Here is a 25,197-nt window from a genome sequence, read left to right on the forward strand (position 1 = left end):
AAAGGCCTCGGCGGGCGGGCTGATCGGGCGGCCAGCGGCGATCCCAGCTGCCCGCGGCAGAACCCCGGACGGGCCTCAGAAGACCAGAAAATCGGTGTGGTCGAACGCGCCGACCACGGTCACGGTCGCGAACTGGGTGCGGTTGGCGGAACTGCCGCCGTCGGCATCGTAGTAAAGCCTGCCGTCGGCGCTGTCGTAGATGATGTTCACGCCGGCGCCCACGCTGGCGCTGGCGCTGACCGCCGCGAAGTCGCCGGCGGCCAGCGGACCGCCGCTGCCGATGCCGCCGAAGATCGCGCTCGACAGCGAGATCCTGTCGGCGCTTCCATCGAAGTCCGCCACTGTGTCGACGTTGCTCGCAGCGTCCAGCGCCGTGTTGAACACGAAGACATCCGCGCCGTCGCCGCCTTCCAGGCGATCGTTGCCCGCGCCGCCCACCAGCAGGTCGTTCCCGCCGCCGCCCTGGATGGTGTCCGCGCCGCCGTTGCCGAACAGCATGTCGTTGCCGTTGCCGCCGCCGCCGGTCAGCGTCTGGCCTGCCAGCGATGAGGCGATCACATCTTCCTGGCCGGTGCCGGTCTGGTCCGCGCCGATCCTGTAGGCGGCCGTGCCGATGGTGTAGCCCGCGTAGACACCGCCCTGGGCGAACGAGATGGCTTTGATCGCACCCGAGCCATAGTGGCTCTTCACGGTGATCTCGGTCGCGCCGGCCTTGATGAGCAGGTCGGAGCCGACCTGCTCGAAATTCAGCACGGCGATGGCCTGGCTGTTTGCCGGTGCGGTGGTCGCGATCCGGATCTCGTTGTTGCCGCCCGAGTCGACGATGATGTCCTTGCCATCGGCCAGGCCGAACATGTAGACGGTGTTGCTGCGCGGGCTCACCAGGATGTCATTGCCCGCCGTGCTGTTGATAGTGCCGTCATTGTCCTGGCTCACCGTCACTAGCGTTGCCGCGCCCGCGCTCGTGCCGTCGGTGGGCGTGTAGCTGAAGGTGCCGCCGGACGGCGCCAGGTCGACGATGGTCAGCGTTCCATTGCTGCCGCTGCCGCCGGCGTGCACCACGGTCACCCCGGTGGCGTCGCTCACACTGGAGATGTCCAGCGTGCCACCGCCTGTCAGCGTGTCGTTGGCCAGCAGGGCCGACTCGGGCACGACAAAGGGGTTGCCGCTGCCCAAGCCGGCGTTGGTGATGATGTTGTCCGCACCGCCGATCGGTCCATCGTTGACGCCGTTGATGGTGACGGTGACGGTCCGGCTCACCGTCCCGCCCTTGCCATCGGAAATCGTCACGGTGAAGGACTCGCTGACGCTCTGGCCGCTGTTGAGCGCCTGCACGGCCGCATTCGCCACGGTGTAGGTCCAGGTGACGGTGCCGTCACCCGCGCCCGTCGCGATATCGGTGACCAAGGCCGTGAGCGTGCCGCCCCACAGGTTGCCGGCGACCGGCGCCACGGTCGGCGTGTGCGAATCGGTGAGATCGACATCGTCGAAGGTGATAGTGCCGCTCGTGCTCAGCGTGGTCGGCGAAGCGTCTTCGGTGACGGAACCGGTCACGGTGGCTGCGCTGATCGTGGCAGCGTCGTTGGTGCCGGTGAGGGTGACGGTGATGGTGCGCGAAACCGTGCCGCCGTTGCCGTCGCTGATCGAGAAGGTGAAGGTCTCGAGCTTGGTCTGGTCCTTGGCCAGGTACTCGACGGCGCTGGCGGCGACGCTGTAGTTCCAGGTCACGACACCACCGGTGCCGGTGGATGTGGTGTCGGTCGTGACCTGCGCGGTGAGCGAGCCCAGCGCGCCGGCCGAAGGGGTGACGGCCGAGACGCTGTGCACGTCGGTGAGGTCGGCGTCGGAGAAATCGATGGTGCCCGAGTCGGTGAGCTGGCCGGCGGCGGTGCCCATCTCGGTGACCCCGCCGGTGACATCGGTGGCGGCGACCACCGGCCCGTCGTTGGTGCCGGTGAGGGTGACGGTGACCGTGCGCGAAACGCTGCCGCCGTTGCCATCGCCGATCGAGAAGGTGAACGTCTCGGTATTGGTCTGGTCCTTGGCCAAGTACTCCAGGGCGCTGGCGGCGACGCTGTAGTTCCAGGTGAGCACGCCGCCGGTGCCGGTGTTCGTGGTGTCGGTGGTGACCTGCGCGGTGAGCGCGCCCAGCGCGCCAGCCGAGGGCGTGACGGCCGAGACGGTGTGCACGTCGGCGAGGTCGACATCGGAGAAGTCGATGGTGCCCGAGTCGGAGAGCGAGCCGGCGGCAGTCACCATCTCGGTGACGCCGCCGGTCACGTCGGTGGCAGCGACCACCGGCCCGTCGTTGGTGCCGGTAAGCGTGACGGTGACGGTGCGGGTGACGATCCCGCCGTTGCCGTCGCTGAGGTCGAAGCTGAAGGTCTCGATCTTGGTCTGGTTCTTGGCCAGGTACTCCACGGCGGCCGCGGCGACGCTGTAGTTCCAGGTGACGACACCACCGGTGCCGGTGGATGTGGTGTCGGTGGTGACTTGCGCAGTGAGCGTGCCCAGCGCACCAGCCGAGGGCGTGACGGCCGAGACGGTGTGCACGTCGGTGAGGTCGACATCGGAGAAGTCGATGGTGCCCGAGTCGGTGAGCGAGCCGGCAGCGGTACCCATCTCGGTGACGCCGCCGGTGACGTCGGTGGACGCGACCACCGGCCCGTCGTTGGTGCCGGTGAGCGTGACGGTGACGGTGCGCGAAACGCTGCCGCCATTGCCGTCGCTAAGGCTGAAAGTGAAGCTCTCGAGCTTGGTCTGGTCCTTGGCCAAGTATTCGAGGGCGCTGGCGGCGACGCTGTAGTTCCAGGTCACGACACCACTGGTGCCGGTGGAGGTGGTGTCGGTGGTGACCTGAGCGGTGAGCGTGCCCAGCGCGCCGGCCGAAGGCGTGACGGCCGAGACGGTGTGCACGTCGGCGAGGTCGACGTCCGAGAAGTCGATGGTGCCCGAGTCGGTGAGCGAACCGGCAGCAGTGCCCATCTCGGTGACGCCACCGGTGACGTCGGTGGACGCGACCACCGGCCCGTCGTTGGTGCCGGTGAGGGTGACGGTGACGGTGCGCGAAACCGTGCCACCGTTGCCGTCGCTGATCGAGAAGGTGAAGGTCTCGAGCTTGGTCTGGTCCTTGGCCAAGTATTCGAGGGCGCTGGCGGCGACGCTGTAATTCCAGGTCACGACACCACCGGTGCCGGTGGATGTGGTGTCGGTCGTGACCTGCGCGGTGAGCGAGCCCAGCGCGCCGGCCGAGGGCGTGACGGCCGAGACGGTGTGCACGTCGATGAGGTCGACGTCCGAGAAACCGATGGTGCCCGAGTCGGTGAGCGAACCGGCGGCGGTACCCATCTCGGTGACGCCGCCGGTGACATCGGTGGACGCGACCACCGGCCCGTCGTTGGTGCCGGTGAGGGTGACGGTGACCGTGCGCGAAACGCTGCCGCCGTTGCCATCGCTGAGGCTGAAAGTGAAACTCTCGAGCTTGGTCTGGTCCTTGGCCAGGTACTCCAGGGCGCTGGCGGCGACGCTGTAGTTCCAGGTCACGACGCCACCGGTGCCGGTGGATGTGGTGTCGGTGGTGACCTGAGCGGTGAGCGCGCCCAGCGCGCCGGCCGAGGGCGTGACGGCCGAGACGGTGTGCACGTCGATGAGGTCGACGTCGGAGAAACCGATGGTGCCCGAGTCGGTGAGCGAACCGGCAGCGGTGCCCATCTCGGTGACGCCGCCGGTGACATCGGTGGCGGCGACCACCGGGCCGTCGTTGGTGCCGGTGAGCGTGACGGTGACCGTGCGCGAAACCGTGCCGCCGTTGCCATCGCTGATCGAGAAGGTGAAGGTCTCGGTCTTGGTCTGGTCCTTGGCCAGGTACTCCAGCGCGATGGCGGCGACGCTGTAGTTCCAGGTCACGACACCGCCGGTGCCGGTAGTGTCGTTGGTGTCGGTCGTGACTTGCGCCGTGAGCGAGCCCAGGGCGCCGGCCGAAGGCGTGACGGCCGAGACGGTGTGCACGTCAGCCAGATCGACGTCGGAGAAATCGATGGTGCCCGAGTCGGTGAGCGAGCCGGCGGCGGTGCCCATCTCGGTGACGCCGCCGGTGACATCGGTGGACGCGACTACCGGGCCGTCGTTGGTGCCGGTGAGGGTGACGGTGACCGTGCGCGAGACGCTGCCGCCATTGCCATCGCTCAGGCTGAAAGTGAAGCTCTCGAGCTTGGTCTGGTCCTTGGCCAGGAACTCCAGCGCGCTGGCGGCGACGCTGTAGTTCCAGGTCACGACACCACCGCTGCCGTTGTTGGTGGTGTCGGTCGTGACCTGCGCGGTGAGCGTGCCCAAGGCGCCGGCCGAAGGCGTGACGGCCGAAACCGTGTGCACGTCGGCCAGGTCGACGTCGGAGAAGTCGATGGTGCCCGAATCGGTGAGCGAGCCGGCGGCGGTGCCCAGCTCGGTGACGCCGCCGGTGACATCGGTGGCAGCGACCACCGGGCCATCATTGGACCCGGTCATGGTCACGCTGACCGTGGCGACCGAGGTGTCGCCATTCGCATCGGTGACGCGGTAGCTGAAGGTGTCGACCGCGGTCTGGCCGGCGGCCAGGTACTGGTAGTAGGTCGTATCGGGCTGGTACTTGAAGTACCAGGTCGACGCGTTGGCGGCATTGGGCTTCACCAATGTCACCGTGCCATGATGCGGCCCCGAATCTAGGGCGAGATCCTTGACCAGGTCCGGCACGCTGTCGTTGGTCAGCACGTAGATCGTGACGCAAGGTCCATCCTCGCTGGCCGCCGCCATGTCATTGGCCGCGGCGACCAGCGCATTGGCCGGGTCGAGGGCCACGCCGTCGACCTTCACCTCTAGCCGCTCCATCATCTGCAGGGTCAGCGTCGACGAGCCGAAACGGAAGGTGAAGTCGCTGGCCAGCGCGTTCGACACCTGGCCGGTGACGGTGTTGGTGACCTTCACCAGGTGCGCCAGGTATTGGGCGATCTGCTGCTGGGTGCTGGCCTCCATCCACTGCGCCCGCGTGAACTCGATCAGCACCGTGTCGATGTCCGAGCCGCCGGTGTAGACGTCCTGCGTGCCCGCGCTGCCCTGGGTGACGTTGTAGATGAACAGGTCGCGGCCGGCGTCTCCCTTGAGCGTGTCACTGCCGGCGCCGCCGACCAAGGTGTCGTCGCCCGCCCCCGCGTTGATCTTGTCGCCGCCTGCGCTCGCGACGAGCGAGTCGGATCCCGAAGTGCCGTTCGCCATGTCTCTTCCCTGTTGTGCCAGCCACACGGCCGGTCGAGCTTCATTAGCGCTGTCGCGTGGCGCGGGCGCATGAGCGCGATGTCACTGCTGGGGCAGGAGTTGCATGGGAGACCGAGGTGAGGTTTGTCCTGCCCCGGGGCGAGACACTTTCAAGGCAGGGCTTTCATAATGGAACACATTGCGCAATTTCGACACAAACCTCCTCTTCCGGACCATGACCATCGATCGCTTGGCATCACGTGCGCACCAGCTTCTCGCGACCACCGTGCTGGTGGTGCTGGCGGCCTGCGACCGGGCGCCCGCGCCGGATCCGCTGCGCCTGCAGCCCGCCGACGCCGCGGTGGTGGCCGCGGGCCGCAAGGTGTACGAGGCGCATTGCGCCGCCTGCCATGGCATGCAGTTGCAAGGACAGCCCAACTGGCGCGAGCGCGACAGCAACGGCCGCCTGCCGGCGCCGCCGCATGACGCCAGCGGCCACACCTGGCATCACACCGATGAGGTTCTGTTCCGCATCACCAAGATGGGCGTGGCAAAAGCAGCCAACCTGAAGGATTACGACTCGGGCATGCCGGCCTACGACGGCGTCCTCACCGACGCGCAGATCGTCGCCGCGCTGTCCTTCATCAAGTCGCAGTGGCCGCCGGAAATCCGCCGCCGCCACGACGAGCTGAACGAGGCCCAGAAGAAGCGCGCGGATTGATCCGCACCTGAGCCGCGTGTCACCCGGCGGCGACGCGCATCATCCAGCCGTGCATGGTGTCGACCAGTTCCTCGCGCACCTGCGTGTCGGTGCGCCCGAACTTCGCCAGCACGTGGAACGAGTGGTCCGCGCCCTCGACCACGTGCAGCGTCGCCCGCTCGCCCAAAGCGCCGGTCGTGTCGCGGATCAGCGCCAGGTCGGCCAGGGCATCGCGCGTGCCCTGCAGGAACAGCATCGGCAGCTGCACGGCGTCCAGGTGGGCGGCGCGATCGGTGGAAGGCTGGCCGGCCGCGTGCAGCGGAAAGCCCACGAACACCAGGCCGCGCACGCCGGGCAGGGGCTCGGCCGCCTGCGCCTGTGAGCTCATGCGGCCACCATACGACTTGCCGCCCGCGAACAGCGGCACATCAGGCAGGCGGCGCGCGGCGAACGCCGCGGCCTGGCGGATCGCCGCGTGGGCGACCTTGGGGGAATCCGGCCTCTTCGATCCCTGCTCCATGTACGGGAACTGGTAGCGCAGCACGGCCACGCCGCGGCGGGCCAGCCCCCGGGCGATCTCTGCCATGAACGAGTGATGCATGCCGGCGCCCGCGCCGTGCGCGAACACATAACAGGCCTGCGGGTCGTCGGGCACATCGAGCAGCGCCGAGACCGCGGCGTCCTCGGACAGCGGCACCATCAAGGGCATCGGTTTGTCTGTCACAGCCGAAACTTGAATCGCGTCGAACCATCAAGCATAGTGCGATGGAGCCATTGCCTGTGCTCCAGTTCGGGCACAGGATCAGCCATGGGCTCGAGGCAGCCAGGGAGACCGCGATGATGAATTCCGTGCTTCGCGTCGCCACGATTTCCGCGATTGCGCTGTGGGTGGCCGTGGCGCCGGCGCAGACCAGCCGCAATACGGCCAACCGCGATACGGCCAACCGCGACGCCGCCAAAACCGACGCCGCCAAAGTCGATACCGCGCGCGACTACCGGCTCGGCCCCGGCGACTCGATCCGGGTGCAGGTCTTCCAGAACCCTGACCTCACGCTGGAATCGCGCGTCTCCGAAAGCGGCATCATCAACTACCCGCTGGTGGGGCGCGTGAACATCGGCGGGCTCACCTTGCCGGAGGCCGAAGCGCGCATCGCGCAGGCCCTGCGCAAGAACAACATCCTCAAGTCGCCGCAGGTCAACGTCAATTTGCTGCAGGTGCGCGGCAACCAGGTGTCCGTGCTCGGCCAGGTGCAAAAGCCCGGCCGCTTTCCGCTGGAGACCACCAACATGCGCGTGAGCGACGTGCTCGCGGCCGCAGGCGGCGTCGCATCCACCGGCGACGACGTGCTGGTGATCACCGGCACCCGCAACCGCAAGCCCTTCCGCAAGTCGGTGGACATCCCGGCCCTGCTTGCGGGCAAGTCCGGCGAAGACATCGTGCTGGCCTCCGGCGACACGCTGTTCGTCGGCAAGGCGCCGGTCTTCTACATCTACGGCGAAGCGCAACGGCCCGGCCCCTATCGTGTCGAGCGCGGCATGACGGTGATGCAGGCGATCGCGGCCGGCGGCGGGATCACCTCACGGGGCAGCCAGAAGCGCCTGCAGCTCACGCGCACCGATGCCGAGGGCAAGATGGTGCAGCTCACACCCGGGCTGACCGATCCGATCCAGCCCGGCGACGTGCTGTTCGTGCGCGAAAGCATCTTCTAGCCGGCGCCGGCAACGTCAGCGCCGGCCGGCGGTGGCCTGCGCCAGCTCCGGTGGCAAGCGCTTGAGCAGCCAGCGGATCGCCAGCGGCACCAGCACCAGGTCATCGACGACGCCCACCACCGGCAGCACGTCCGGCAGCAGGTCGACCGGTGACAGCACGTACAGCACGATCAGCGCGGCGCCGAGCTTGAGCCACCCTGGCGCCGCGGGATGCCGCAGCGCCCACCACAGCTGCCGCGCGTCGCCGCGCACCAGGCTCCACAGCAGGGACAGTCGTTTCCACATGGATGGTTCGTTTCCTCATTCGGTTGGGAAGACGGTGAGATTGCGGCGGTCACCGGCCATCACAAGGGGCGCAGGTGAGCGCGCGCGTCATTTATTCGGCGAAGTCGTGCGGGAATACCGGGCGCGAGCGAGCAGGGCTTGGCTTGCGGGGCTGGCCGCGATGGGCGACGCAGCTAACATTCGTGCCTTTACTGTCCAGCCAGTCTGTCATGAAACGCATCACCTTCAGCGCGGTCGCCGGCGCGCTTCTCCTCACCCTGATCTCCTCCATGCACGGCGCCCAGGCCCAGGCCAAGGGCGACAAAGTCGTCAGCCGCGACGAACTGCGCGCCTGCATGGATTCCGAGAGCGACCTGGCCACGCGGCGCAAGGCGCTCGAGGAGCGCAGGGGCAAGAACAACGAGGAAGCGGTGGCGATCAAGGCCGAAGCGACCGAATTGTCGGCGGAACAGAAGCGAGCCGAGGAAAGCTCTTCGGGCATGGGCCAGCGCGAGCGCTTCGAGCGCAAGGTGCGCGCGCACAACGCCCGGGTCAAGGCCCAGCAAGCCGGCACTGAATCGCTGCAGGCCGACTACGAGGGCCTGAACAAGTCACTGGTGGCCCACAACGACAAGTGCGGCGGGATTTCCTACAGCAAGGAAGACAAGGAAGCGATCCTCAAGGAGCGCGAGGGCAAGAAGTAAGCCGCGCCCAGGGGCGAGGCGCCGTCGGCGCCTCGCCAAGTGCTGTCAACTTTCGGCGCTGTCGCGCGCTTCGCCCCGGCCCTCGCCGGTCGCGTCGCTATTCTTCTCGCCAATGTCGTCGCGCCGGCTCGCGCGAATGCGGCTGCCCGGCACGCCGGCCCATGCCGGGCGGGGCTTGTGCGTCTGGAACTCTTCCGGTTCGATCTCCGGCAGATGGGTATCACCGGTGGCCTTCGCTCTGTCCTTCGCACTGGGCATGGCATCTCCTTTTCAACGATGGGCAGGCAAATCTACGCCGCCACAGCGCGGCTGAGGATGTAAGAACGCGCGTCACTCGCATCGTGGCGAACGGGACCGCGTTTTCGACGCAAGCGCGCCACAGGCCGCGCTTGACACGTGCCACGCCTGTCGGACTCCATCCGTCGCCCGCGTAGGGGGCGCGCTGATTTGCTGCGGGGCGCGGCTGGGAATGAGCCCGTGAGGCGGCTTCGGTCCGGACACTTCATGCATGAAGCGCCGGCAATTCAATCAGGGAGCGGCGGCAGCCGCGGCAGTTCTCATCAGCGGTTGCGGGGGCGGTGGAGGCGGGGGCGGCTCGGACCCCGCCCCGGGCGCGCCCGGGGCCACGCCTCCGGGGGACGGCGCACCGGCGCCAGGCAGCGCGCCCGCACCGGCGCCGGTGCCTGCACCCGCGCCGCCGGCGCCTGCGGTGCGTGCCGCGGGGCCGGGCATCGGCACCAACCTCGCCGGCTTGCAGACGGCCGAGACCAACCTGCGGTTCGGCCCCGGCACCCGTCCGAACGTGGACATCACGGCGGCGCGCCGCGTCGACGTGCAGTGGCTCGCGGCCCAGGGCTTCACCAAGTCGCGCCTGCCGATCCAGTGGGAAATGCTGCAGCCGATGCTGTTCGACACCCGCGCCAACGCCGCCACGCGCGCGCTGGTGGGCGAGCCCGGCGCGTTCAATGCGGTCTATCTCGGCCACATCCAGGCGATCCTGGACGAACACGCGGCGGTCGGCATGCGCTGCCTGATCGACCTGCACAACTACTGCCGCTACCGCGACTTTCGCTATCAGGCCGATGGCTCGGTGATCGGCCTGGTCGATCCCGGCGGCGGCGCCATGCCCTACAGCAGCGACCCGAATCAGGTCTACACCCGCATCTTCGCCACCGCGCCCGGCGCGACGCTGGTGCCGGCGCACTTCACCGACTTCTGGACGCGTGCGGCGCGGCTGTGGAAGGACCACCCCGCCTTCGGCGGCTACGGCCTGATGAACGAGCCGTTCCACATGCCCGCGCCGGGCGGCATCGTCGAAAGCACGGACGAAGGCCAGGACTTGTTCATCTGGCCGGCGTTCGCCCGCGCGGCGATCGACGCGATCCGCGCGATCGACCCCAGCGGCCCCATCTACCTGAACGGCAACTCCTGGGGCGGCGCTTTCAGTATCGTCGCGCTGAATCCGGCCTGGCCGCTGGCCGGCACCAACATCATCTACGAAGTCCACATGTACCTGGATGCCCGCAGCACGGGGCAGGCATTCGACTTCGACACGGAGGTGGCCAGCGGCTTCAGCGCCGGCTTCGGCAACGTCCCGATCACGCTCAACACGGGCGTCGAGCGCCTGCGCATCGCGGTGGAGTGGGCCCGGCCGCGCGGGCTCACGCTGTCACTGGCGGAGACCGGCATGCCGGTGGACGACCCGCGCTGGAACGAAATGTTCAAGCGGCTGGTGGACTTCGCGCGCGCCAACGGCATCGAGGTGTTCTCGTGGAACGGCGGCAACCACTGGAGCATGCACAACGCGGGCCTGCAGCACGTGCCGGGCTGGCACCAGAACAAGACGCTGGAGCCCGAGGTGTCCGGCGTGCTGAAGGCCTCCGCAGCCATTCCGTCCGCCGAGTTGTTCGACGACGGGCCGGGCTTCGGCGCAGCCGGGACTCCGCTGACCATCACCGTGTGGGCGCGCGGCAACCTGGCCAGCCCGGTGACGCTGGCCATCGCCTCAAGCAACGGCGGCGCGCTGTCCAGCCCCACCGTCACTGTGCCGGCAGGCGCGAACGGGCAGGCCACGTTCAGCTTCACGCCGGCCGCGAACGCGGTGACCACCCTGAGCTACACCGTGGTGTCGGGCAGCGCGGCGGCGCCCGCGCCGCGCAAGGTGTTCTCGCTGGCCGACCCGGTCGCCTATGCCGCCACCAGCCTGCCCGATGCGGCGCTGGCGATCATCGCCAGGTACGGCGCCTGCAAGTGGGAGATGGCCGACGGCTACACCGACTACCTGCTGGGCGTGCCGGCGGCGCCCGGCCAGCCGGTGCGCGCCATCGCCGACTCGGGCTATGGTTCGGGCCCCGGCAACGCGATGGAGATGCTCAACTGGATGAACACCGAGCGCGATCCGGGCATGGCCGTGCCGCTGATGCGCGAAGTGAACGGCCGCCGTTGCACCGATCACTCGGCGCCGAACACCTCCGGCTTCTGGTGCCGCAAGCTCACCCCGCTCGCCGGCGTGCAGGCGAACCCGCGCAACCGCATGCCCTATGGCCTGCACGACCCGCACTTCGCGATCGCCGCGATCAGCGTGCCCGATGTGGCCCGCACCGGCCTGGTGTTCCAGGCCTCGCGCGCCAGCCAGTCCCATGCGGCGGAGCTGGCGCTCAGCGCATCGCGCGCGCAGGCGCGCTGGACCGACCAGGCCGGCGCCACCGTGACGCTGGCGGCGCCGGCCGCGCTGGTGCCGGGCGCTCCGGCGGTGCTGACGCTCACCAGCGCGCCCGGCGCGCAGCGGCTGCGGGTGGACTCGCAGCAGGTGGCCGCCGGCAGCGCCAGCTTCGCGGCGAGCCCGCTGGACCAGATGCTCATCGCCTGGGGCTTCCTGCAGTTCGCGCCGCGCGCCGGCTTTGGCGGCAACGTGTACGCGGTGCTGAGCGGCCGCGGCGCGCCGACCGTGGCCGAGCTCGGCGTGCTCGAACGTTACCTGCGTTCGGTGGCCGGCGCGTGAGCCGCCTGTCTGGAATCCTGCGCGACAATCCTGCGCGCAGGAGACTCACCGCCATGGATTACCGCCAACTCGGCCGCTCCGGCCTGATGGTTTCGCCGCTGTGCCTGGGTGGCAACGTGTTCGGCTGGACCGCCGACGAGCGCATGTCCTTCGCCATCCTCGACGGCTGGGTCGAGGCGGGCTTCAACTTCATCGATACCGCCGACGTCTATTCGCGCTGGGCGCCCGGCCATCAGGGCGGCGAATCCGAAACCGTCATCGGCCGCTGGCTCAAGCAGGGCCGGCGCCGCGACAAGGTGGTGATCGCCACCAAGGTCGGCTTCGACATGGGCGAGGGCCGCATCGGCCTGTCGGCACGCTGGATCGAGCAGGCGGTCAACGACTCGCTGCGGCGGCTGCAGACCGACTGCATCGACCTGTACCAGGCGCACCGGGACGACGCCGACACGCCGCTCGAGGAGACGCTGGAGGCGTTCGCCAGGCTGATCAAGGCCGGCAAGGTGCGCGCCATCGGCGCCTCGAACTACGGCGCCGCGCGCCTGGGCGAGGCGCTGGCGATCAGCCGGCGCGAGGGCTGGCCGCGTTACGAGAGCCTGCAGCCGCTGTACAACCTGTACGACCGGGACGCCTTCGAAAGCGAGCTGCGGCCCCTGTGCCTGGCGCAGGACATCGGCGTGTTCAGCTTCTACGCGCTGGCGGCCGGCTTCCTCTCGGGCAAGTACCGCAGCGCCGATGACGTGGCCAAGAGCCCGCGCGGCGCCAACACCGTCAAGAAATACCTGAACGAGCGCGGCCTGAAGATCCTGGCCGCGCTGGACGAGGCCACGCGGCGCACCGGCGCGCCGCAGGCCCGCATCGCCGTGGCATGGGTGATGGCGCAGCCCGGCGTCACCGCCCCCATCGCCAGCGCCAGCACGCCGGCGCAACTGCAGGAACTGGTGCAGGCGGCGCGTCTGGTGCTGGATCGCGAGATCATGGAACTGCTGGCCCGCGCCAGCACGCCGGAGGCTGCCAGCAGCGCCCAAGGCCTGTGACGGGGACGCAAGCCCGACTGCGCTGCCGGATTTTCTGTTCGCCTCTACAATGGAGGCTGGCCCGCACGGACGCGGGCACCAGGCCGGCTCGCCTCTGCGGGGCGTCACGTCCAACCGGCTTGTCCGTCCCGGGACCTGGTGACGAACGCCAAAGGTCCCGGCCCATTTCCCCATTGATCGGTCCACGCCGCAGCGCGTGGGCCGCGGCGAGCGTGATCCGCGCCAGGCGGTGCGGCGCCCATGCCCGAAAGGATTAGAGATGGCCAAGGAAGAACTGATCGAAATGCGCGGCCGCGTGGCGGAAGTGCTCCCCGATTCGCGTTACCGCGTCGTGCTCGACAACGGACACGAACTGATCGCCTACAGCGGCGGCAAGATGCGCAAGAACCATATCCGCATCATCGCGGGCGACGACGTGACGCTGGAGCTCTCGCCCTACGACCTGAACAAGGGCCGCATCATGTTCCGTCATCTGCCGGATCGCGGGCCGCGCCCGACCGGGCCCACCACGCGCCGCTGACGCGCGTCCCGGAGCCCCCGGCTCCGCGGGTCGTGCAGCCGTGCAGCGCACGACCCCTCCTACACCCGCATCAGGACCACTGGCGCGGCCGTCTGGCTGCATTCCGACAGCCGCGCCGCACGCGTTGCCTTACCTTGGCATGGCTGTCATGCAAAAGGAGGCACCCCATGACCATGGACACCAACCTGATGCTGGTCATCCTCATGATCCTGGCGCTGTTGGCGGTGGCCGTGTTCCTGCACGCACGCAGGCATGCGTCGCACACCCTGGAAAAGCGCTTCGGTCCCGAGTACGGCCGCACGGTCGACGAGTTCGGCAGCCGCTCGAAAGCGGAAGCCGAATTGAGGGCGCGTCAAAAGCGTGTGGAGGAATTCCACATCCGGCCGCTGTCGCGCGCCGATGCAGAGCGATTCGACGACGAGTGGAGGTCGCTGCAGGCGCGCTTCGTGGACGACCCCAAGGGATCGCTGGTCGAGGCCGACGTGCTGGTGCGTGAGTTGATGCAGGCGCGCGGCTACCCCATGGGGGACTTCGAGCGCCGTGCCGCCGATGTCTCGGTGGACCATCCGGCTGTGGTGGACCACTACCGCGCGGCGCACGGGATCGCGGTGCGCGACCGGCCAGGCGAGGTGGATACCGAGGCCATGCGCCAGGCGGTGATCCATTACCGCGCGCTGTTCGCCGAGCTGCTCGAAGTCGAGCGGTCCGCCCACGATGACCCAAAGCTGAGGACCCAATCATGAGCCGCGAACATGAGGAAAGAGGATTGAGCACGGCGGACCTGGTTTCCGCCGCCGAGGAGCCGCAAGTTCGGCGAGAGCGCAACGAAGCCGGCCGCGAGGCCATCCCCATGCCCATGGGCGCTCCGCAGGCCGATGAGATGCGCGAGGCCGACATACGCGAGGCCGACATACGCGGCGCCGACATACGCGGCGCCGACATACGCGACGCCGACATGCGCGAGGCCGCCGAGCTGCGCGAGCCCGGGATGCGGACAGGGGACGGGCCGCTGGCCGCGCTGTTCGACCCGGAGCTGGCGCACGATTTCCGCCTGCGCTGGAGCAACGTGCAGATCGGCTTCGTCGACGACCCGCAGCGCGCGGTGCAGCAAGCCGACGAACTGGTGGCCCAGGTGATGAAGAGCCTGGCCGAGAGCTTCGCGCGGCAGCGCGACGAAATCGAAGCCGCGATGGGAACGGGCGACCAGGTGTCCACCGAGAACATGCGGCTGGCGCTGCGGCGCTACCGCTCCTTCTTCGAGCGCCTGCTGTCGCTCTGAACGGCGCGCGTCACCAGCGCGCCTGCAGCGAATCCGGCGAAAAGCGCGGATCGCCGGTGACCGCGCGCAGATCCACGAATTCCATGTCGGCCATCGTGATCGACTTCAGCTGTTGCCAGAGCGCCGGGTCCCAGGCGCTGCTCGGCTCGCCCTGGACATAGAAGTCGACCCCGATGTCCGCCACGTAGATCCCGTAGCGCTTGGCCGCCGTCGCGATGGCCTTGGCCTGAGGTGACCAGCTGTCGGGAATAACGAAGCCGGCCTTCAGGCGCATCAGCGCGCCGAAGGGAATGCCGCCGTCGTCCAGGCCCGTGGCAAAGCGCGCCGGCCAGGTCGGTTGTTGCGCCAGGGCGCCGTCGCGGAAGGTCACCCGCAGCGCGTGGCGGATTTCTCCTGCGGCCGCCTCCGAGGATTTGGCCAGCAGCGGCGTGATCGGCAGGCCCGCGGCGTCGGCCGAGGCCCAGTCCCTGGGGCGCATCTCGTTGGAGCGCAGGTTCCAGGCCGCGGTCGCCATCGCGCGCCACTGGCCCGTGTTGTTGTGCGCGTAGTAAGACTCCCACAGGCGGCAGGCACCCTTCTCGACCACCAGCACATGGTGGTCACCGCATTGCGACGGGCCGGCGCACAGGCCGCCCTCGGCGAACACCTGGCCGGAAGGAAAGGGAAAGCGCCGCGCGTTCTCGGGCAGCGAAGTGCAGTCGCGCACGATCGAATAGCCGCCCGCCGCACCGGCCGCCGCGCAGTCGCTCTTGAAGGCGTAGCCCTGCGAGCTCTGGCCGTCGGAGATGCCGGAGAAGGACACGATGGGCCACTGCGTGGTGGCCGCGGTGCCGTCGACGACGTTGATCGGCATGCCCCAGTAGTCATCGGACTTCGCCGGGTCGCTGCTGTTGCCCCAATTAGCGCCGAAGGGCGTGCTCTTGCCGGCGATGGACACCCAGGAGTCGCTGTTCGCGTGCGCAGGAAAGCGCGAGGTGTCGTCGATGCGCGTGTTGAAGATGGCGGTCTCCGGGAACATCTCGCAGTCGGCGAGCACCGGGGCTGAGGCGGACGTGTCCATGGCCGGTGCGGGCGCGGGGGCCGGCGCCGGCGATGGCGCAGTCGGTTCGGCGGCCGCTGGCGCGCTCGCCAAAGGCTCTGGGTTCGGGGTGATCGCGCTCGGCGCTTTGCCGCCGCCTCCGCACCCCCCCAGCACCATCAGCGCTGCGCTGAAAACAGACCATGTCATTCGTCGCTTGTGCTTGCCGGACACGTGGCACCTCTCGGGTCAAAAAAGGCCCGAATTCTGTGTGCCGGTCCAGGGGGCGCAAACGCGAGAGCGCGAAATTTCCCGGATCGCTTGGCGATGTCGTGAGGTTTTGCGCGAGAGGCGGGATTTTCTCCGGAGCGTGCGGAATTACACGTCCAGGCCGGCGCGCCGCAGCCGCGGGTCATCCGGCATCCTGAAGTCCGACAGGGGCACCAGGCCCTGGTCGCCATCTTCATAGAGCAGGTGCGCGACGTCGCCGTCGATCACCCAGCAGGCTTTGAAGAGCTGGCCCTGGACCTCGGCGGTGGCTTCATGCACCAGCACGCGCAAGTTCGGCGGCAGGCGGTCCAGCACCTTCTGGCTCGTGCATGGCTGGTCGGACAGGCGGACCGAATCTTCGCCATTGCTGGCCACCACCTCATCGGCCCAGGCAGGCGCCACCGCAAGAGCCACGACGCAGATGAATGCGAAACGCATGAGTCACTCCCCACGGGAGCGGGCGACGAACTCGTCGCCCGTCAGCTTCATCCTGCGTCGCGGGTTAGGGAAAATATGTAGGAATATCGCTCGACCGTGCTCATCGGCGGCGTTCAGGCGAGCGGCTGGACGCGTACGGCGATCACCTCGGCGCGCGCGCACTCCTGGCCTCGCTGCAGGACGACGCACTCCACGGTGGAGCGGCGCTCGCCCTTGTCCACCACCCGCGCGCGCAACTCGAGCGGCTGGTCGATCACCGCCGGCTTGAGGTAGCTCACCGACAGCTTGCCCGTGACGTAGGCGAACGGCAGCGCGGTGCCATCCATTTCGATGCCACTGTCGCGGCAGTGCGCGGCCATCGCGGTCCACATGGCATGGCAGTCCACCACCGAAGCGATCATCCCGCCGTACACCACACCGGGATGGCCGATGTGGAAGGGCTGGGGCTGCCAGCGGCAGACCAGCTCTTCCGGGCCGGCCCAGTGGCTCTTGATCTGCAGGCCCCGCTCGTTGAGCGACCCGCAGCCAAAGCAGTGCACCTTGATGACGTCCTGCAGCGCGCGGCCTTCATCCATGGGTTTTCTCCGCGAATAGGGCGCTCGAGTGTAGTCAGTCAACGCCGCGCACGAAACTCGGCCGGACTGGCGCCAGTCCACTGGCGAAAGGCCCGGATGAAGCTCTTCTCGTTGCGAAAGCCGATGGCCTGGGCCACCTGCTTGAGCGGCTGCTCGGTGCGATAGAGCAGCTCGGCGGCGCGCTCGCGCCGCACCTCGTCCTTGAGCTGCTGCAGGCTCGCGCCTTCCTCCTTGAGCTGGCGGTGCAGGGTGCGCGCGGACAGGTGCAGCAGCCGGGCCAGGCCCTCGGCGCTGCGCGCCTGTTCCGGCCGCCCGACCAGGGCCTGCCGCACCTGCTCGACCAGCAGGCGGTCGCGCCGGTACTGCAGCACCGTGAGCGGCAGCGCGCGTTGCAGCATGCGGCGCAGCGCCGTCTCGTCGCGGCGCAGCGGCAGCATCAGGTAGCGCGCATCGAAGCGGATCGAGGCCTGCGCCGCCCGGAACTCGACCGGCCCCGGGAACATGAAGCGATAGGCCTCGGCATGCGGCGGCGCGGCGAAGGGAAATCGCGCGCCCTGCAGCGCGATGCGCGAGTCGACGTACCAGCAGGCCAGGCCGTGGATGTTGCGCAGCACATGCACCAGGCAGAACTCGCGCGCCCCGGCGCCGTGGCGCGCAAGGTTGGCGCGCTCCTCGAGCGTGATCGCCGCGAGCTCGCCGTGGGACTGCAACTGCAACTCGATGTCGCCGGTGATCAGCCCGTGGTGGCGGCACCAGCGCTTGAGCGCAACGCCGAGGTTCGGCGAGCTGAGCGAGGCGCGCGCCAGCATGCCGTAGCTGCCCCATGGCAGGGGGCGGGCGAAGGCGCCCAGGCCCTCGTCGTCCAGCGCCTGCATCGCCGTCCCGGACAGGACTTCCATCTCCCGCGCGGTCATGCGCGCGTCCGCCAGCTGCAGCCGCTCTGGCGCGATCTGTGCCTGCTTCAGGACCTCCGCCGGGTTCACGCCGCCGCGCCGGCACGCGGCGGCGATCACCCGGGCGAAGGCCATCGGGGTGGCGGCCGTGGGGGCGGAAGGGGGCATATGGCACCGAAGTTTACTGGCAGGATTTGCAACCATGGCGGCATTCCTGCCCCGCGACGCGGATGCCCCGTCCGGCCCGCCCGGCGCTAGCATCGGGAGCATCGCCATGCACCCTGCCCGCCGCCCGGGCGCCAGAAGAGCCGCACCATGCACCTGGAGACACAGCTCAACCCCCGCTCCGCCGAATTCCAGTCCAACGCAGCCGCCATGCAGGCGCTGGTGGACGACCTCAACGCGCAGGTCGCCAAGGCTGCGGCCGGCGGCGGCGAGGCGGCTCGCGCCAAGCACACCGCGCGCGGCAAGCTGCTGCCGCGCGATCGCGTGCAGATGCTGCTCGACCCCGGCACGCCCTTCCTGGAGCTGGCGCCGCTGGCCGCGCACGGCATGTACCGGGGCGAGGCGCCCTGCGCCGGCGTGATCGCCGGCATCGGCCGCGTCAGCGGCTTTGACTGCATGATCGTGTGCAACGACGCCACGGTGAAGGGCGGCACCTACTACCCGATGACGGTGAAGAAGCACCTGCGGGCCCAGGAGATCGCGCGCGAGAACCGGCTGCCCTGCATCTACCTGGTGGACTCGGGCGGGGCCAACCTGCCGAACCAGGACGAGGTGTTCCCCGACCGCGAGCACTTCGGGCGCATCTTCTACAACCAGGCGAACATGAGCGCCCAGGGCATCGCGCAGATCGCCGTGGTGATGGGCTCTTGCACCGCCGGCGGCGCCTACGTGCCGGCGATGAGCGACGAGACCATCATCGTCAAGAACCAGGGCACCATCTTCCTGGGCGGCCCGCCGCTGGTGAAGGCGGCCACCGGCGAAGTGGTGTCGGCCGAGGACCTGGGTGGCGGCGACGCGCACACGCGCCTGTCGGGCGTGGCCGATCACCTGGCGCAGAACGACCTGCACGCGCTGGCGCTGGCGCGCCAGGCGGTGGCGACCCTGAACCGGCCCAAGGACTGGCCGGTGCAGCGGCGCGAGCCCAGGCCGCCGAAGTACGACCCCCGGGAGATCTACGGCGTCGTCCCCACCGACACGCGCAAGCCCTACGACGTGCGCGAGATCATCGCGCGCATCGTGGACGACTCGGAGTTCCACGAGTTCAAGGCCCGCTTCGGCACCACACTGGTGTGCGGCTTCGCCCACATCGATGGCATGCCGGTTGGCTTCGTGGCCAACAACGGCATCCTGTTCTCCGAGTCGGCGCAGAAAGGCGCGCACTTCATCGAGCTGTGCTGCCACCGCAAGGTGCCGCTGATCTTCCTGCAGAACATCACCGGCTTCATGGTCGGGCGCAAGTACGAGAACGAAGGCATTGCGCGCCATGGCGCCAAGATGGTGACTGCGGTGGCGACCGCCACCGTGCCCAAGTTCACCATCATCATCGGCGGCAGCTTCGGCGCCGGCAACTACGGCATGTGCGGCCGCGCCTACTCGCCGCGCTTCCTCTGGATGTGGCCGAACGCGCGCATCAGCGTGATGGGCGGCGAGCAGGCGGCCAGCGTGCTGGCGACCGTCAAGCGCGACGGCATCGAGGCCAAGGGCGGCAGCTGGAGCGCGGAGGAGGAGGCGGCCTTCAAGCAGCCGCTGCTGGACCAGTTTGCGCACCAGGCGCATCCCTACTACGCCAGCGCGCGCCTGTGGGACGATGGCGTGATCGATCCCGCCGACACGCGGCGCGTGCTGGCGCTGGGCCTGTCGGCGACCATGAACGCGCCGATCGGCGAGCCGAAATTCGGCGTGTTCCGGATGTGAGCGGGGGACGAGCTTGGAATCGATCTACCTTTCCGAGGAGCACGAGCGGCTGCGTGAGCAGGTCGCCCGTTTCATTGCCCGCGAAGTCGAGCCGCATGCCGACCAGTGGGAAGAGCAGGGCTTCGTGCCGCGCGAACTGCTGCGCCGCATGGGCGCGGCGGGCCTGTTCGGGCTGATGTACGAGTCGGCGTACGGCGGCGCCGAGGCCGACGCGCTGACCAACCTGGTGTTCGCCGAGGCGCTGTCGCAGTCGACCTATGCCGGCTTCATCATCACCGTGCTGGTCCACACCGACATGGCCAGTCCCCACCTGCACCATGCGGGCAGCCCGGCGCAGAAGGACAAGTACCTGCGCCGGGTCATCGCCGGCGAGCTGATCACGGCGGTGGCGATCACCGAGCCGGGCGCGGGCTCCGACGTCGCCGGCATCCGCACGACGGCGCGCCGCGACGGTGATGCCTGGGTGCTCAACGGCACCAAGATGTTCATCACCAACGGCGTGCATGCCGACCTCTATTTCGTCGCGGCGAAGTCGGGGCCGGGAAAGCGCGAGGTTTCGATGTTCATCGTCGAGAAGGGCACGCCCGGCTTTTCGGTCGGCCGGGCGCTGAAGAAGACCGGCTGGCTCTCTTCCGACACCGCCGAGCTGGTGTTCGACAACGTGCGCATCCCGGCGGCCAACCTGCTGGGCGAGGAGGGCAGGGGCTTCTACTCGGTGATGAAGAACTTCCAGACCGAGCGCATCGCGCTGGCCGCGATGGCCGTGGGCCACTGCCAGCAGGCGCTGCGGCTGACGCTGGAGTACGTGAAGCAGCGCCAGGCCTTCGGCGGCGCGCTGTGGGACCAGCAGGTGATCCGCCAGCGGCTCTCGATGCTGGACGCGAAGACCCGCGCGGCGCGGCAGTTCATGTACCACTGCGCCTGGCGCGTCACGCAGGGCCACGACATCGTGCAGGACGTGTCCATGCTGAAGGCGCTGACCGGCGAGCTGGTCAATGAAGTGGTGCAGGCCTGCCAGCAGTTCCACGGCGGCATGGGCTACATCCGCGAGACCGCGATCGAGCGGCTGTGGCGCGACGCCCGGGTGCTGGCCATCGGCGGCGGCGCCACCGAGGTGATGCTGGAGGAAGTGGCCAAGCGCTACTGAGCGGCAAGAAGGAAACCCATCATGAAGCACCTGGAGCTGCGGTTCGACAGCGGCATCGCCACCGTCACGCTGAACCGCCCCGAAGTCCGCAACGCCTTCAACGACGAGGTCATCGCCGAGCTCACCGCGGTGTTCGCCGAGCTCGGCGAGCGCGACGAAGTGCGCTGCATCGTGCTGGCGGCCAACGGCGCCGCTTTCTGCGCCGGGGCCGACCTGAACTGGATGAAGCGCATGGCGGAGTACACCCGCGAGGAGAACCTCGAGGACGCGCGCGCGCTGGCCGAGATGCTGCGCATGCTCTACCACTGCGCCAAGCCGACGGTGGCGCGCGTCCAAGGCGACGTATATGCCGGCGGCATGGGGCTGGTGGCGGCCTGCGACATGGCGGTGTCGGTGGACGCCGCGAACTACTGCCTGAGCGAAGTCAAGCTCGGCCTCATCCCGGCGACCATCAGCCCCTACGTGATCCGGGCGATGGGCGCGCGCGCGGCGCACCGCTACTTCCTCACGGCCGAGCGTTTCGATGCGGCCGAGGCGCTGCGGATCGGCTTCGTGCACGAGGTGGTCAAGCCAGAAGCGCTGGAGGCCCGCGTCGGCGCGATCACCCAGGCCCTGGTGCAGGCCGGGCCGGCCGCGATGAAGGCGTGCAAGGCGCTGGTGCAGGACGTGGCCGGCCGCGACATCACGCGCTCACTGATCGAGCGCACGGTGCAGGGCATCGCCGACATCCGCGTGAGCGACGAGGGCCGCGAAGGCATCCAGTCTTTCCTGCAAAAGCGCAAGCCCGGATGGCTCGCGCAGAATTGACCCGTGGACGGCCTGGACCGCATCGTCGACACGCCGCAGCTGCTGGCGCTGGCGGCGGCGCTCGGCTGGCTGAGCGGCATCCGGCTCTACGCGGCGGTGCTGCTGACCGGGCTGGCGGGCTACTTCGGGCTGGTCGACCTGCCGCACGGCCTGAACGTGCTGCAGCACCCGGGTGTGCTGGGGGTCAGCGGCTTCATGTGCTTCGTCGAGTTCTTCGCCGACAAGATTCCCTATGTGGACACGGTGTGGGACACCATCCACACGGTGATCCGCATTCCGGCCGGCGCGGCGCTGGCGGCGGCGGCGCTGGGCGCCGACAACGACGCGATGACCTGGATCGCCGCGCTGCTGGGCGGCGGCCTCGCGGCCACCGCGCACACCGCCAAGCTCACCACGCGTGCCGCCGTCAACACTTCGCCCGAGCCCTTCTCCAACGTCGCGGTCTCGCTGGTCGAGGATGGCATGGTGGTGTTCATGCTGTGGCTGGCCGCCGAGCACCCGGTGATCTTCGCCGTCGCGCTGGTGCTGAGCATCGCGCTGGCGATCGCGCTGATGGTGCTGCTGTACAAGTTCCTGCGGCTGGCGGCGCGCAGGGTGGCAGAGTTTTTTGGCGGCAGCCCGGCGCTGCGGCGCTAGCGTTTGAAGGATGACAATGTTCAAGAAAATACTGATCGCCAACCGCGGTGAGATCGCCTGCCGCGTCGCCGCCACCGCGCGGCGCCTGGGCCTGCGGACCGTGGCGGTGTATTCCGACGCCGACGCCCATGCGAAGCACGTCGCCGCCTGTGACGAGGCGGTGCACATCGGCGGCAGCGCCCCCAAGGACAGCTACCTGCGCTGGGAGCGCATCCTCGATGCCGCCAAGGCCACCGGCGCCGAGGCCATCCATCCCGGCTACGGCTTCCTCAGCGAGAACGAGGATTTCGCCCAGGCCTGCGCCGATGCCGGGCTGGTGTTCATCGGTCCGCCGGCCTCCGCCATCAAGGCGATGGGGCTGAAGGCCGAATCCAAGCAGCTGATGGAGAAGGCGGGCGTGCCGCTGGTGCCGGGCTACCACGGCGCCGGCCAGGACGCTTCGCTGCTGGCCGCCGAGGCCGAGCGCATCGGCTACCCGGTGCTGATCAAGGCCAGCGCCGGCGGCGGCGGCAAAGGCATGCGCGCGGTGGACAGGCAGGCCGACTTCATCGCCGCGCTCGAGTCGTGCAAGCGCGAAGCCATCAACAGCTTCGGCGACGACGCGGTGCTGATCGAGAAGTACGTGCAGCGGCCTCGTCACATCGAGATCCAGGTGTTCGGCGACACCCACGGCAACTATGTCTACCTGTTCGAGCGCGACTGCTCGGTGCAGCGCCGCCACCAGAAGGTGCTGGAGGAAGCGCCAGCGCCCGGCATGAGCGAGGCGTTGCGCCGCGAGATGGGTGCGGCGGCGGTGGCCGCGGCCCGCGCCGTGAACTACGTGGGCGCCGGCACGGTGGAGTTCATCGTCGAGCAGCGTGGCCGCGAAATGAGTCCCGACGCCGGGCCGCCCCAAGGCGGGACAGCCCCCTCGGGGGGCAGCGAACCACGCGAAGCGGGGAGTGTGGGGGCCATGAGTTTCTTCTTCATGGAGATGAACACCCGGCTGCAGGTCGAGCATCCCGTCACCGAGGCCATCACCGGCCAGGACCTGGTCGAGTGGCAGCTGCGCGTGGCCGCCGGCGAGCCGCTGCCGAAGAAGCAGGACGAGCTCAGGATCAGCGGCCATGCGATCGAGGCGCGCATCTGCGCCGAGAACCCGGACAACAACTTCCTGCCGGCCACCGGGCGGCTTCAGGTCGCGCGCTGGCCGCAGCACGTGGCCTTCTGCCGCAACGCCGATGCCGAGCCCTTCCACGCCGCCGCACCGGTGCGCATCGATGCCGGCTTCGGCGAAGGCGATGCGATTTCGCCGTTCTACGACTCGATGATCGCCAAGCTGATCGTCCACGGCGACAGCCGCGAGCAGGCGCTGGCCCGGCTGGACGAGGCGCTGGCGCGCACCCACATCGTGGGGCTGGCCACCAACGTGCAGTTCCTGCGCTATGCCGCGCGCAGCCGCTCCTTCGCCCAGGCCGACCTGGACACGGCGCTGATCCCGCGCGAGCAGGCGGTGCTGTTCAAGCAGCAGCCGCTGCCGCTGGCGCACGCCGCGGCCGCGGCGATCGCCCAGGCCCTGTTGCAGGACCGGCAGGCCCAGGGGCGCGACCCCTTCAGCCGCCGCGACGGCTGGCGCTCGCACGGCGTGACCACGCGCCGCTTCGAGTTCGATTTCGGCGGCGAGCATGCCAAGGCGCTGCTGAGCTACTTGCATGACGGCAGCCTGGTGCTGACCGTCGGCAACGTGTCGGGCGCGCTCTCGTTCGCCGAGACCGGCCAGGGCCTGGACATCCATTTCGCGGGCCAGCGCTTCAGCGCCGCGGTGTACGCCAGCGGCGAGACCGATCATGTGTTCAGCCCGGCCGGCGCCGCCCAGATCGTGTCGCTGGACCTGTTGGCGCACGCGGGCGAAGGCGCGGCCGATGCGGGGCGGCTGACGGCGCCCATGCCGGGCAAGGTGGTGTCCTTCTCGGTCAAGGCCGGCGAGAAGGTGGCCAAGGGCCAGCCGCTGGCCGTGATGGAGGCGATGAAGATGGAGCACACCATCGCCGCGCCGGCCGACGGCACCGTGGCCGAGCTGCTGTATGCGCCGGGCGACCAGGTGGCCGAGGGCGCCGAGTTGCTCAAGCTGTCGCTGTAGGTGCCGCCCAACATGCGGATTCTTTTTTGTGCCACCCAGCAGAAGGCGCAGCCCTGGGTCGAGGGCCTGCGGCGCGCCATGCCCGGTGCCGAGGTGCAGGAGTGGCAGCCCGGCGCGCCCCAGGCCGACCATGCGGTGGTGTGGGCTCCGCCCCAGCAGTTCCTGGACGAGCAGCCGGGGCTCAAGGGCATCTTCAATATCGGTGCCGGTGTCGACGCGCTGCTGCAGCTGAGGCTGCCGCCGGCCGCGAAGCTGGTGCGCATCGACGACGGCGGCATGGCGGTGCAGATGGCCGAGTTCGTCTGCCATGCCCTGATCCGGCATTTCCGCGAACTCGACGGCTACGAGGACGATGTGCGGCACGGCGCCTGGTCCTACCGGCGGCCGCGCGAGCGCGCGGACTTCCCGGTGGGCATCATGGGCCTGGGCGTGCTCGGCGAGCGTGTGTGCGAAGCGGTGCGGCAGTTCGAGTTTCCGCTGCGCGGCTGGAGCCGCACGCGCAAGGCGCTGCCGGGCGTCGAATGTTTCGCCGGCGCGGAAGAATTCGATGCCTTCCTGGCCGGCACGCGGATGCTGGTGTGCCTGCTGCCGCTCACGCCCGACACCGAGGGCATCATGAACCGGCGCACGCTGTCGCTGCTGATGCCCGGTGGCTTCGTGATCAACGTGGCGCGCGGCGCCCACCTGGTCGAAGAAGACCTGCTCGCGCTGCTGGACAGCGGCCGGCTGGCGGGCGCGGCGCTGGATGTGTTTCGCACCGAGCCGCTGCCCGAGGGTCATCCGTTCTGGCGGCACCCCAAGGTCACGGTCACGCCGCACACCTCGGCGCGGACCCTGCGCGCCGAGTCGATCGCGCAGATCACCGGCAAGATCCGGGCGCTGGAGCGGGGAGAGCCCATCTCCGGTGTGGTTGACCCGGAAAGAGGATACTGAGCC

The 25,197-nt window shown here is 69.1% G+C and carries 22 protein-coding genes; 14 read left to right on the forward strand and 8 right to left on the reverse strand.

The features are described from left to right. Positions 1-75: 75 nt before the first annotated feature. The gene (locus UC35_RS12310) at positions 76-5,247 is read right to left on the reverse strand and encodes a beta strand repeat-containing protein (protein ID WP_061499969.1); all 5,172 of its coding nucleotides are present in this window, start codon (positions 5,245-5,247) and stop codon (positions 76-78) included. 214 nt (positions 5,248-5,461) lie between these two features. Here UC35_RS12310 and UC35_RS12315 point away from each other — a divergent pair, with 214 nt between their 5' ends. After that, positions 5,462-5,947: a c-type cytochrome gene (locus UC35_RS12315; RefSeq protein ID WP_061499972.1), complete on the forward strand. Its 486-nt coding sequence runs from the start codon at positions 5,462-5,464 to the stop codon at positions 5,945-5,947. A gap of 19 nt (positions 5,948-5,966) precedes the next feature. Here UC35_RS12315 and UC35_RS12320 read toward each other — a convergent pair whose 3' ends face one another. Then, positions 5,967-6,650, reverse strand: a complete 684-nt coding sequence (locus tag UC35_RS12320) for an alpha/beta family hydrolase (RefSeq protein WP_321572368.1) — start codon at positions 6,648-6,650, stop codon at positions 5,967-5,969. A gap of 116 nt (positions 6,651-6,766) precedes the next feature. On the opposite strand from UC35_RS12320, the gene epsE reads away from it, so the two are divergent. Then, positions 6,767-7,636, forward strand: a complete 870-nt coding sequence (epsE, locus tag UC35_RS12325) for a polysaccharide export protein EpsE (RefSeq protein ID WP_061503813.1) — start codon at positions 6,767-6,769, stop codon at positions 7,634-7,636. 15 nt (positions 7,637-7,651) lie between these two features. Here the strand turns inward: epsE and UC35_RS12330 are convergent, their stop codons facing one another. Then, positions 7,652-7,921: a YkvA family protein gene (locus UC35_RS12330; protein WP_061499977.1), complete on the reverse strand. Its 270-nt coding sequence runs from the start codon at positions 7,919-7,921 to the stop codon at positions 7,652-7,654. A 209-nt stretch (positions 7,922-8,130) separates the two neighbouring features. Here UC35_RS12330 and UC35_RS12335 point away from each other — a divergent pair, with 209 nt between their 5' ends. Beyond that, positions 8,131-8,604: a hypothetical protein gene (locus UC35_RS12335; protein ID WP_061499980.1), complete on the forward strand. Its 474-nt coding sequence runs from the start codon at positions 8,131-8,133 to the stop codon at positions 8,602-8,604. A gap of 45 nt (positions 8,605-8,649) precedes the next feature. Here the strand turns inward: UC35_RS12335 and UC35_RS12340 are convergent, their stop codons facing one another. Then, positions 8,650-8,862 carry a hypothetical protein gene (locus UC35_RS12340; RefSeq protein WP_061499983.1) on the reverse strand — a complete coding sequence of 71 codons (213 nt, stop codon included), beginning with the start codon at positions 8,860-8,862 and terminating at the stop codon, positions 8,650-8,652. Positions 8,863-9,112: 250 nt separating this feature from the next. On the opposite strand from UC35_RS12340, the gene UC35_RS12345 reads away from it, so the two are divergent. The 5 genes from UC35_RS12345 (at position 9,113) to UC35_RS12365 (ending at position 14,438) form a co-directional block, all read left to right on the forward strand. Next, positions 9,113-11,605 carry a glycoside hydrolase family 5 protein gene (locus UC35_RS12345; RefSeq protein ID WP_061499988.1) on the forward strand — a complete coding sequence of 831 codons (2,493 nt, stop codon included), beginning with the start codon at positions 9,113-9,115 and terminating at the stop codon, positions 11,603-11,605. A gap of 53 nt (positions 11,606-11,658) precedes the next feature. Further along, positions 11,659-12,639: an aldo/keto reductase gene (locus UC35_RS12350; RefSeq protein ID WP_061499991.1), complete on the forward strand. Its 981-nt coding sequence runs from the start codon at positions 11,659-11,661 to the stop codon at positions 12,637-12,639. Positions 12,640-12,898: 259 nt separating this feature from the next. After that, entirely contained in the window at positions 12,899-13,159 is a 261-nt protein-coding gene (gene infA / locus UC35_RS12355; RefSeq protein ID WP_061499994.1) for a translation initiation factor IF-1, read from the forward strand. Positions 13,160-13,326: 167 nt separating this feature from the next. Then, positions 13,327-13,902 (forward strand): hypothetical protein, encoded by a 576-nt coding sequence (locus UC35_RS12360; RefSeq protein WP_061499998.1) that lies wholly within the window; start codon positions 13,327-13,329, stop codon positions 13,900-13,902. Further along, on the forward strand, positions 13,899-14,438 hold the full coding sequence (locus tag UC35_RS12365; RefSeq protein ID WP_145979412.1) for a pentapeptide repeat-containing protein: 540 nt from the start codon (positions 13,899-13,901) through the stop codon (positions 14,436-14,438). The genes UC35_RS12360 and UC35_RS12365 overlap by 4 nt, the downstream gene beginning before the upstream one ends. A gap of 10 nt (positions 14,439-14,448) precedes the next feature. Here the strand turns inward: UC35_RS12365 and UC35_RS12370 are convergent, their stop codons facing one another. The 4 genes from UC35_RS12370 to UC35_RS12385 all read right to left on the reverse strand — a co-directional run bounded on the left by UC35_RS12370 (position 14,449) and on the right by UC35_RS12385 (position 17,800). Next, positions 14,449-15,498 carry a hypothetical protein gene (locus tag UC35_RS12370; protein ID WP_061500003.1) on the reverse strand — a complete coding sequence of 350 codons (1,050 nt, stop codon included), beginning with the start codon at positions 15,496-15,498 and terminating at the stop codon, positions 14,449-14,451. Positions 15,499-15,834: 336 nt separating this feature from the next. Then, positions 15,835-16,164 (reverse strand): hypothetical protein, encoded by a 330-nt coding sequence (locus tag UC35_RS12375; protein WP_061500006.1) that lies wholly within the window; start codon positions 16,162-16,164, stop codon positions 15,835-15,837. 113 nt (positions 16,165-16,277) lie between these two features. Next, positions 16,278-16,739: a PaaI family thioesterase gene (locus UC35_RS12380; protein WP_061500009.1), complete on the reverse strand. Its 462-nt coding sequence runs from the start codon at positions 16,737-16,739 to the stop codon at positions 16,278-16,280. Between the two features lie 38 nt (positions 16,740-16,777). Then, positions 16,778-17,800, reverse strand: coding sequence for an AraC family transcriptional regulator (locus tag UC35_RS12385; RefSeq protein ID WP_227820320.1), 1,023 nt, complete (start codon positions 17,798-17,800; stop codon positions 16,778-16,780). Positions 17,801-17,947: 147 nt separating this feature from the next. Here UC35_RS12385 and UC35_RS12390 point away from each other — a divergent pair, with 147 nt between their 5' ends. The 6 genes from UC35_RS12390 to UC35_RS12415 are packed head-to-tail and all read left to right on the forward strand — an operon-like array spanning position 17,948 to position 25,194. Further along, complete coding sequence (locus UC35_RS12390) at positions 17,948-19,552, forward strand: carboxyl transferase domain-containing protein (protein ID WP_061500016.1); 1,605 nt, start codon at positions 17,948-17,950, stop codon at positions 19,550-19,552. A gap of 13 nt (positions 19,553-19,565) precedes the next feature. Further along, positions 19,566-20,699 (forward strand): acyl-CoA dehydrogenase family protein, encoded by a 1,134-nt coding sequence (locus tag UC35_RS12395; RefSeq protein WP_061500020.1) that lies wholly within the window; start codon positions 19,566-19,568, stop codon positions 20,697-20,699. 21 nt (positions 20,700-20,720) lie between these two features. Then, positions 20,721-21,506 (forward strand): enoyl-CoA hydratase/isomerase family protein, encoded by a 786-nt coding sequence (locus UC35_RS12400; RefSeq protein WP_061500023.1) that lies wholly within the window; start codon positions 20,721-20,723, stop codon positions 21,504-21,506. 12 nt (positions 21,507-21,518) lie between these two features. Continuing rightward, complete coding sequence (locus tag UC35_RS12405) at positions 21,519-22,142, forward strand: DUF4126 domain-containing protein (protein ID WP_061503814.1); 624 nt, start codon at positions 21,519-21,521, stop codon at positions 22,140-22,142. Positions 22,143-22,158: 16 nt separating this feature from the next. Continuing rightward, on the forward strand, positions 22,159-24,261 hold the full coding sequence (locus UC35_RS12410; RefSeq protein ID WP_061500025.1) for an acetyl/propionyl/methylcrotonyl-CoA carboxylase subunit alpha: 2,103 nt from the start codon (positions 22,159-22,161) through the stop codon (positions 24,259-24,261). A 12-nt stretch (positions 24,262-24,273) separates the two neighbouring features. After that, positions 24,274-25,194 carry a 2-hydroxyacid dehydrogenase gene (locus tag UC35_RS12415; protein ID WP_061503815.1) on the forward strand — a complete coding sequence of 307 codons (921 nt, stop codon included), beginning with the start codon at positions 24,274-24,276 and terminating at the stop codon, positions 25,192-25,194. The last annotated feature ends 3 nt before the right edge of the window (positions 25,195-25,197 follow it).

Origin of the sequence: Ramlibacter tataouinensis (assembly GCF_001580455.1) — a bacterium.
In the GTDB taxonomy this organism is placed as follows: Bacteria; Pseudomonadota; Gammaproteobacteria; order Burkholderiales; family Burkholderiaceae_C; genus Ramlibacter; species Ramlibacter tataouinensis_B.

Excerpts from the sequence above, each read along its gene's own strand:
- UC35_RS12310 (WP_061499969.1), bottom strand. The coding sequence starts at position 5,247 with ATGGCGAACGGCACTTCGGGATCCGACTCGCTCGTCGCGAGCGCAGGC.
- UC35_RS12315 (WP_061499972.1), top strand. The coding sequence starts at position 5,462 with ATGACCATCGATCGCTTGGCATCACGTGCGCACCAGCTTCTCGCGACC.
- epsE (WP_061503813.1), top strand. The coding sequence starts at position 6,767 with ATGAATTCCGTGCTTCGCGTCGCCACGATTTCCGCGATTGCGCTGTGG.
- UC35_RS12330 (WP_061499977.1), bottom strand. The coding sequence starts at position 7,921 with ATGTGGAAACGACTGTCCCTGCTGTGGAGCCTGGTGCGCGGCGACGCG.
- UC35_RS12335 (WP_061499980.1), top strand. The coding sequence starts at position 8,131 with ATGAAACGCATCACCTTCAGCGCGGTCGCCGGCGCGCTTCTCCTCACC.
- UC35_RS12340 (WP_061499983.1), bottom strand. The coding sequence starts at position 8,862 with ATGCCCAGTGCGAAGGACAGAGCGAAGGCCACCGGTGATACCCATCTG.
- UC35_RS12345 (WP_061499988.1), top strand. The coding sequence starts at position 9,113 with ATGAAGCGCCGGCAATTCAATCAGGGAGCGGCGGCAGCCGCGGCAGTT.
- UC35_RS12350 (WP_061499991.1), top strand. The coding sequence starts at position 11,659 with ATGGATTACCGCCAACTCGGCCGCTCCGGCCTGATGGTTTCGCCGCTG.
- infA (WP_061499994.1), top strand. The coding sequence starts at position 12,899 with ATGGCCAAGGAAGAACTGATCGAAATGCGCGGCCGCGTGGCGGAAGTG.
- UC35_RS12360 (WP_061499998.1), top strand. The coding sequence starts at position 13,327 with ATGACCATGGACACCAACCTGATGCTGGTCATCCTCATGATCCTGGCG.
- UC35_RS12365 (WP_145979412.1), top strand. The coding sequence starts at position 13,899 with ATGAGCCGCGAACATGAGGAAAGAGGATTGAGCACGGCGGACCTGGTT.
- UC35_RS12370 (WP_061500003.1), bottom strand. The coding sequence starts at position 15,498 with ATGGACACGTCCGCCTCAGCCCCGGTGCTCGCCGACTGCGAGATGTTC.
- UC35_RS12375 (WP_061500006.1), bottom strand. The coding sequence starts at position 16,164 with ATGCGTTTCGCATTCATCTGCGTCGTGGCTCTTGCGGTGGCGCCTGCC.
- UC35_RS12380 (WP_061500009.1), bottom strand. The coding sequence starts at position 16,739 with ATGGATGAAGGCCGCGCGCTGCAGGACGTCATCAAGGTGCACTGCTTT.
- UC35_RS12385 (WP_227820320.1), bottom strand. The coding sequence starts at position 17,800 with ATGCCCCCTTCCGCCCCCACGGCCGCCACCCCGATGGCCTTCGCCCGG.
- UC35_RS12390 (WP_061500016.1), top strand. The coding sequence starts at position 17,948 with ATGCACCTGGAGACACAGCTCAACCCCCGCTCCGCCGAATTCCAGTCC.
- UC35_RS12400 (WP_061500023.1), top strand. The coding sequence starts at position 20,721 with ATGAAGCACCTGGAGCTGCGGTTCGACAGCGGCATCGCCACCGTCACG.
- UC35_RS12410 (WP_061500025.1), top strand. The coding sequence starts at position 22,159 with ATGTTCAAGAAAATACTGATCGCCAACCGCGGTGAGATCGCCTGCCGC.
- UC35_RS12415 (WP_061503815.1), top strand. The coding sequence starts at position 24,274 with ATGCGGATTCTTTTTTGTGCCACCCAGCAGAAGGCGCAGCCCTGGGTC.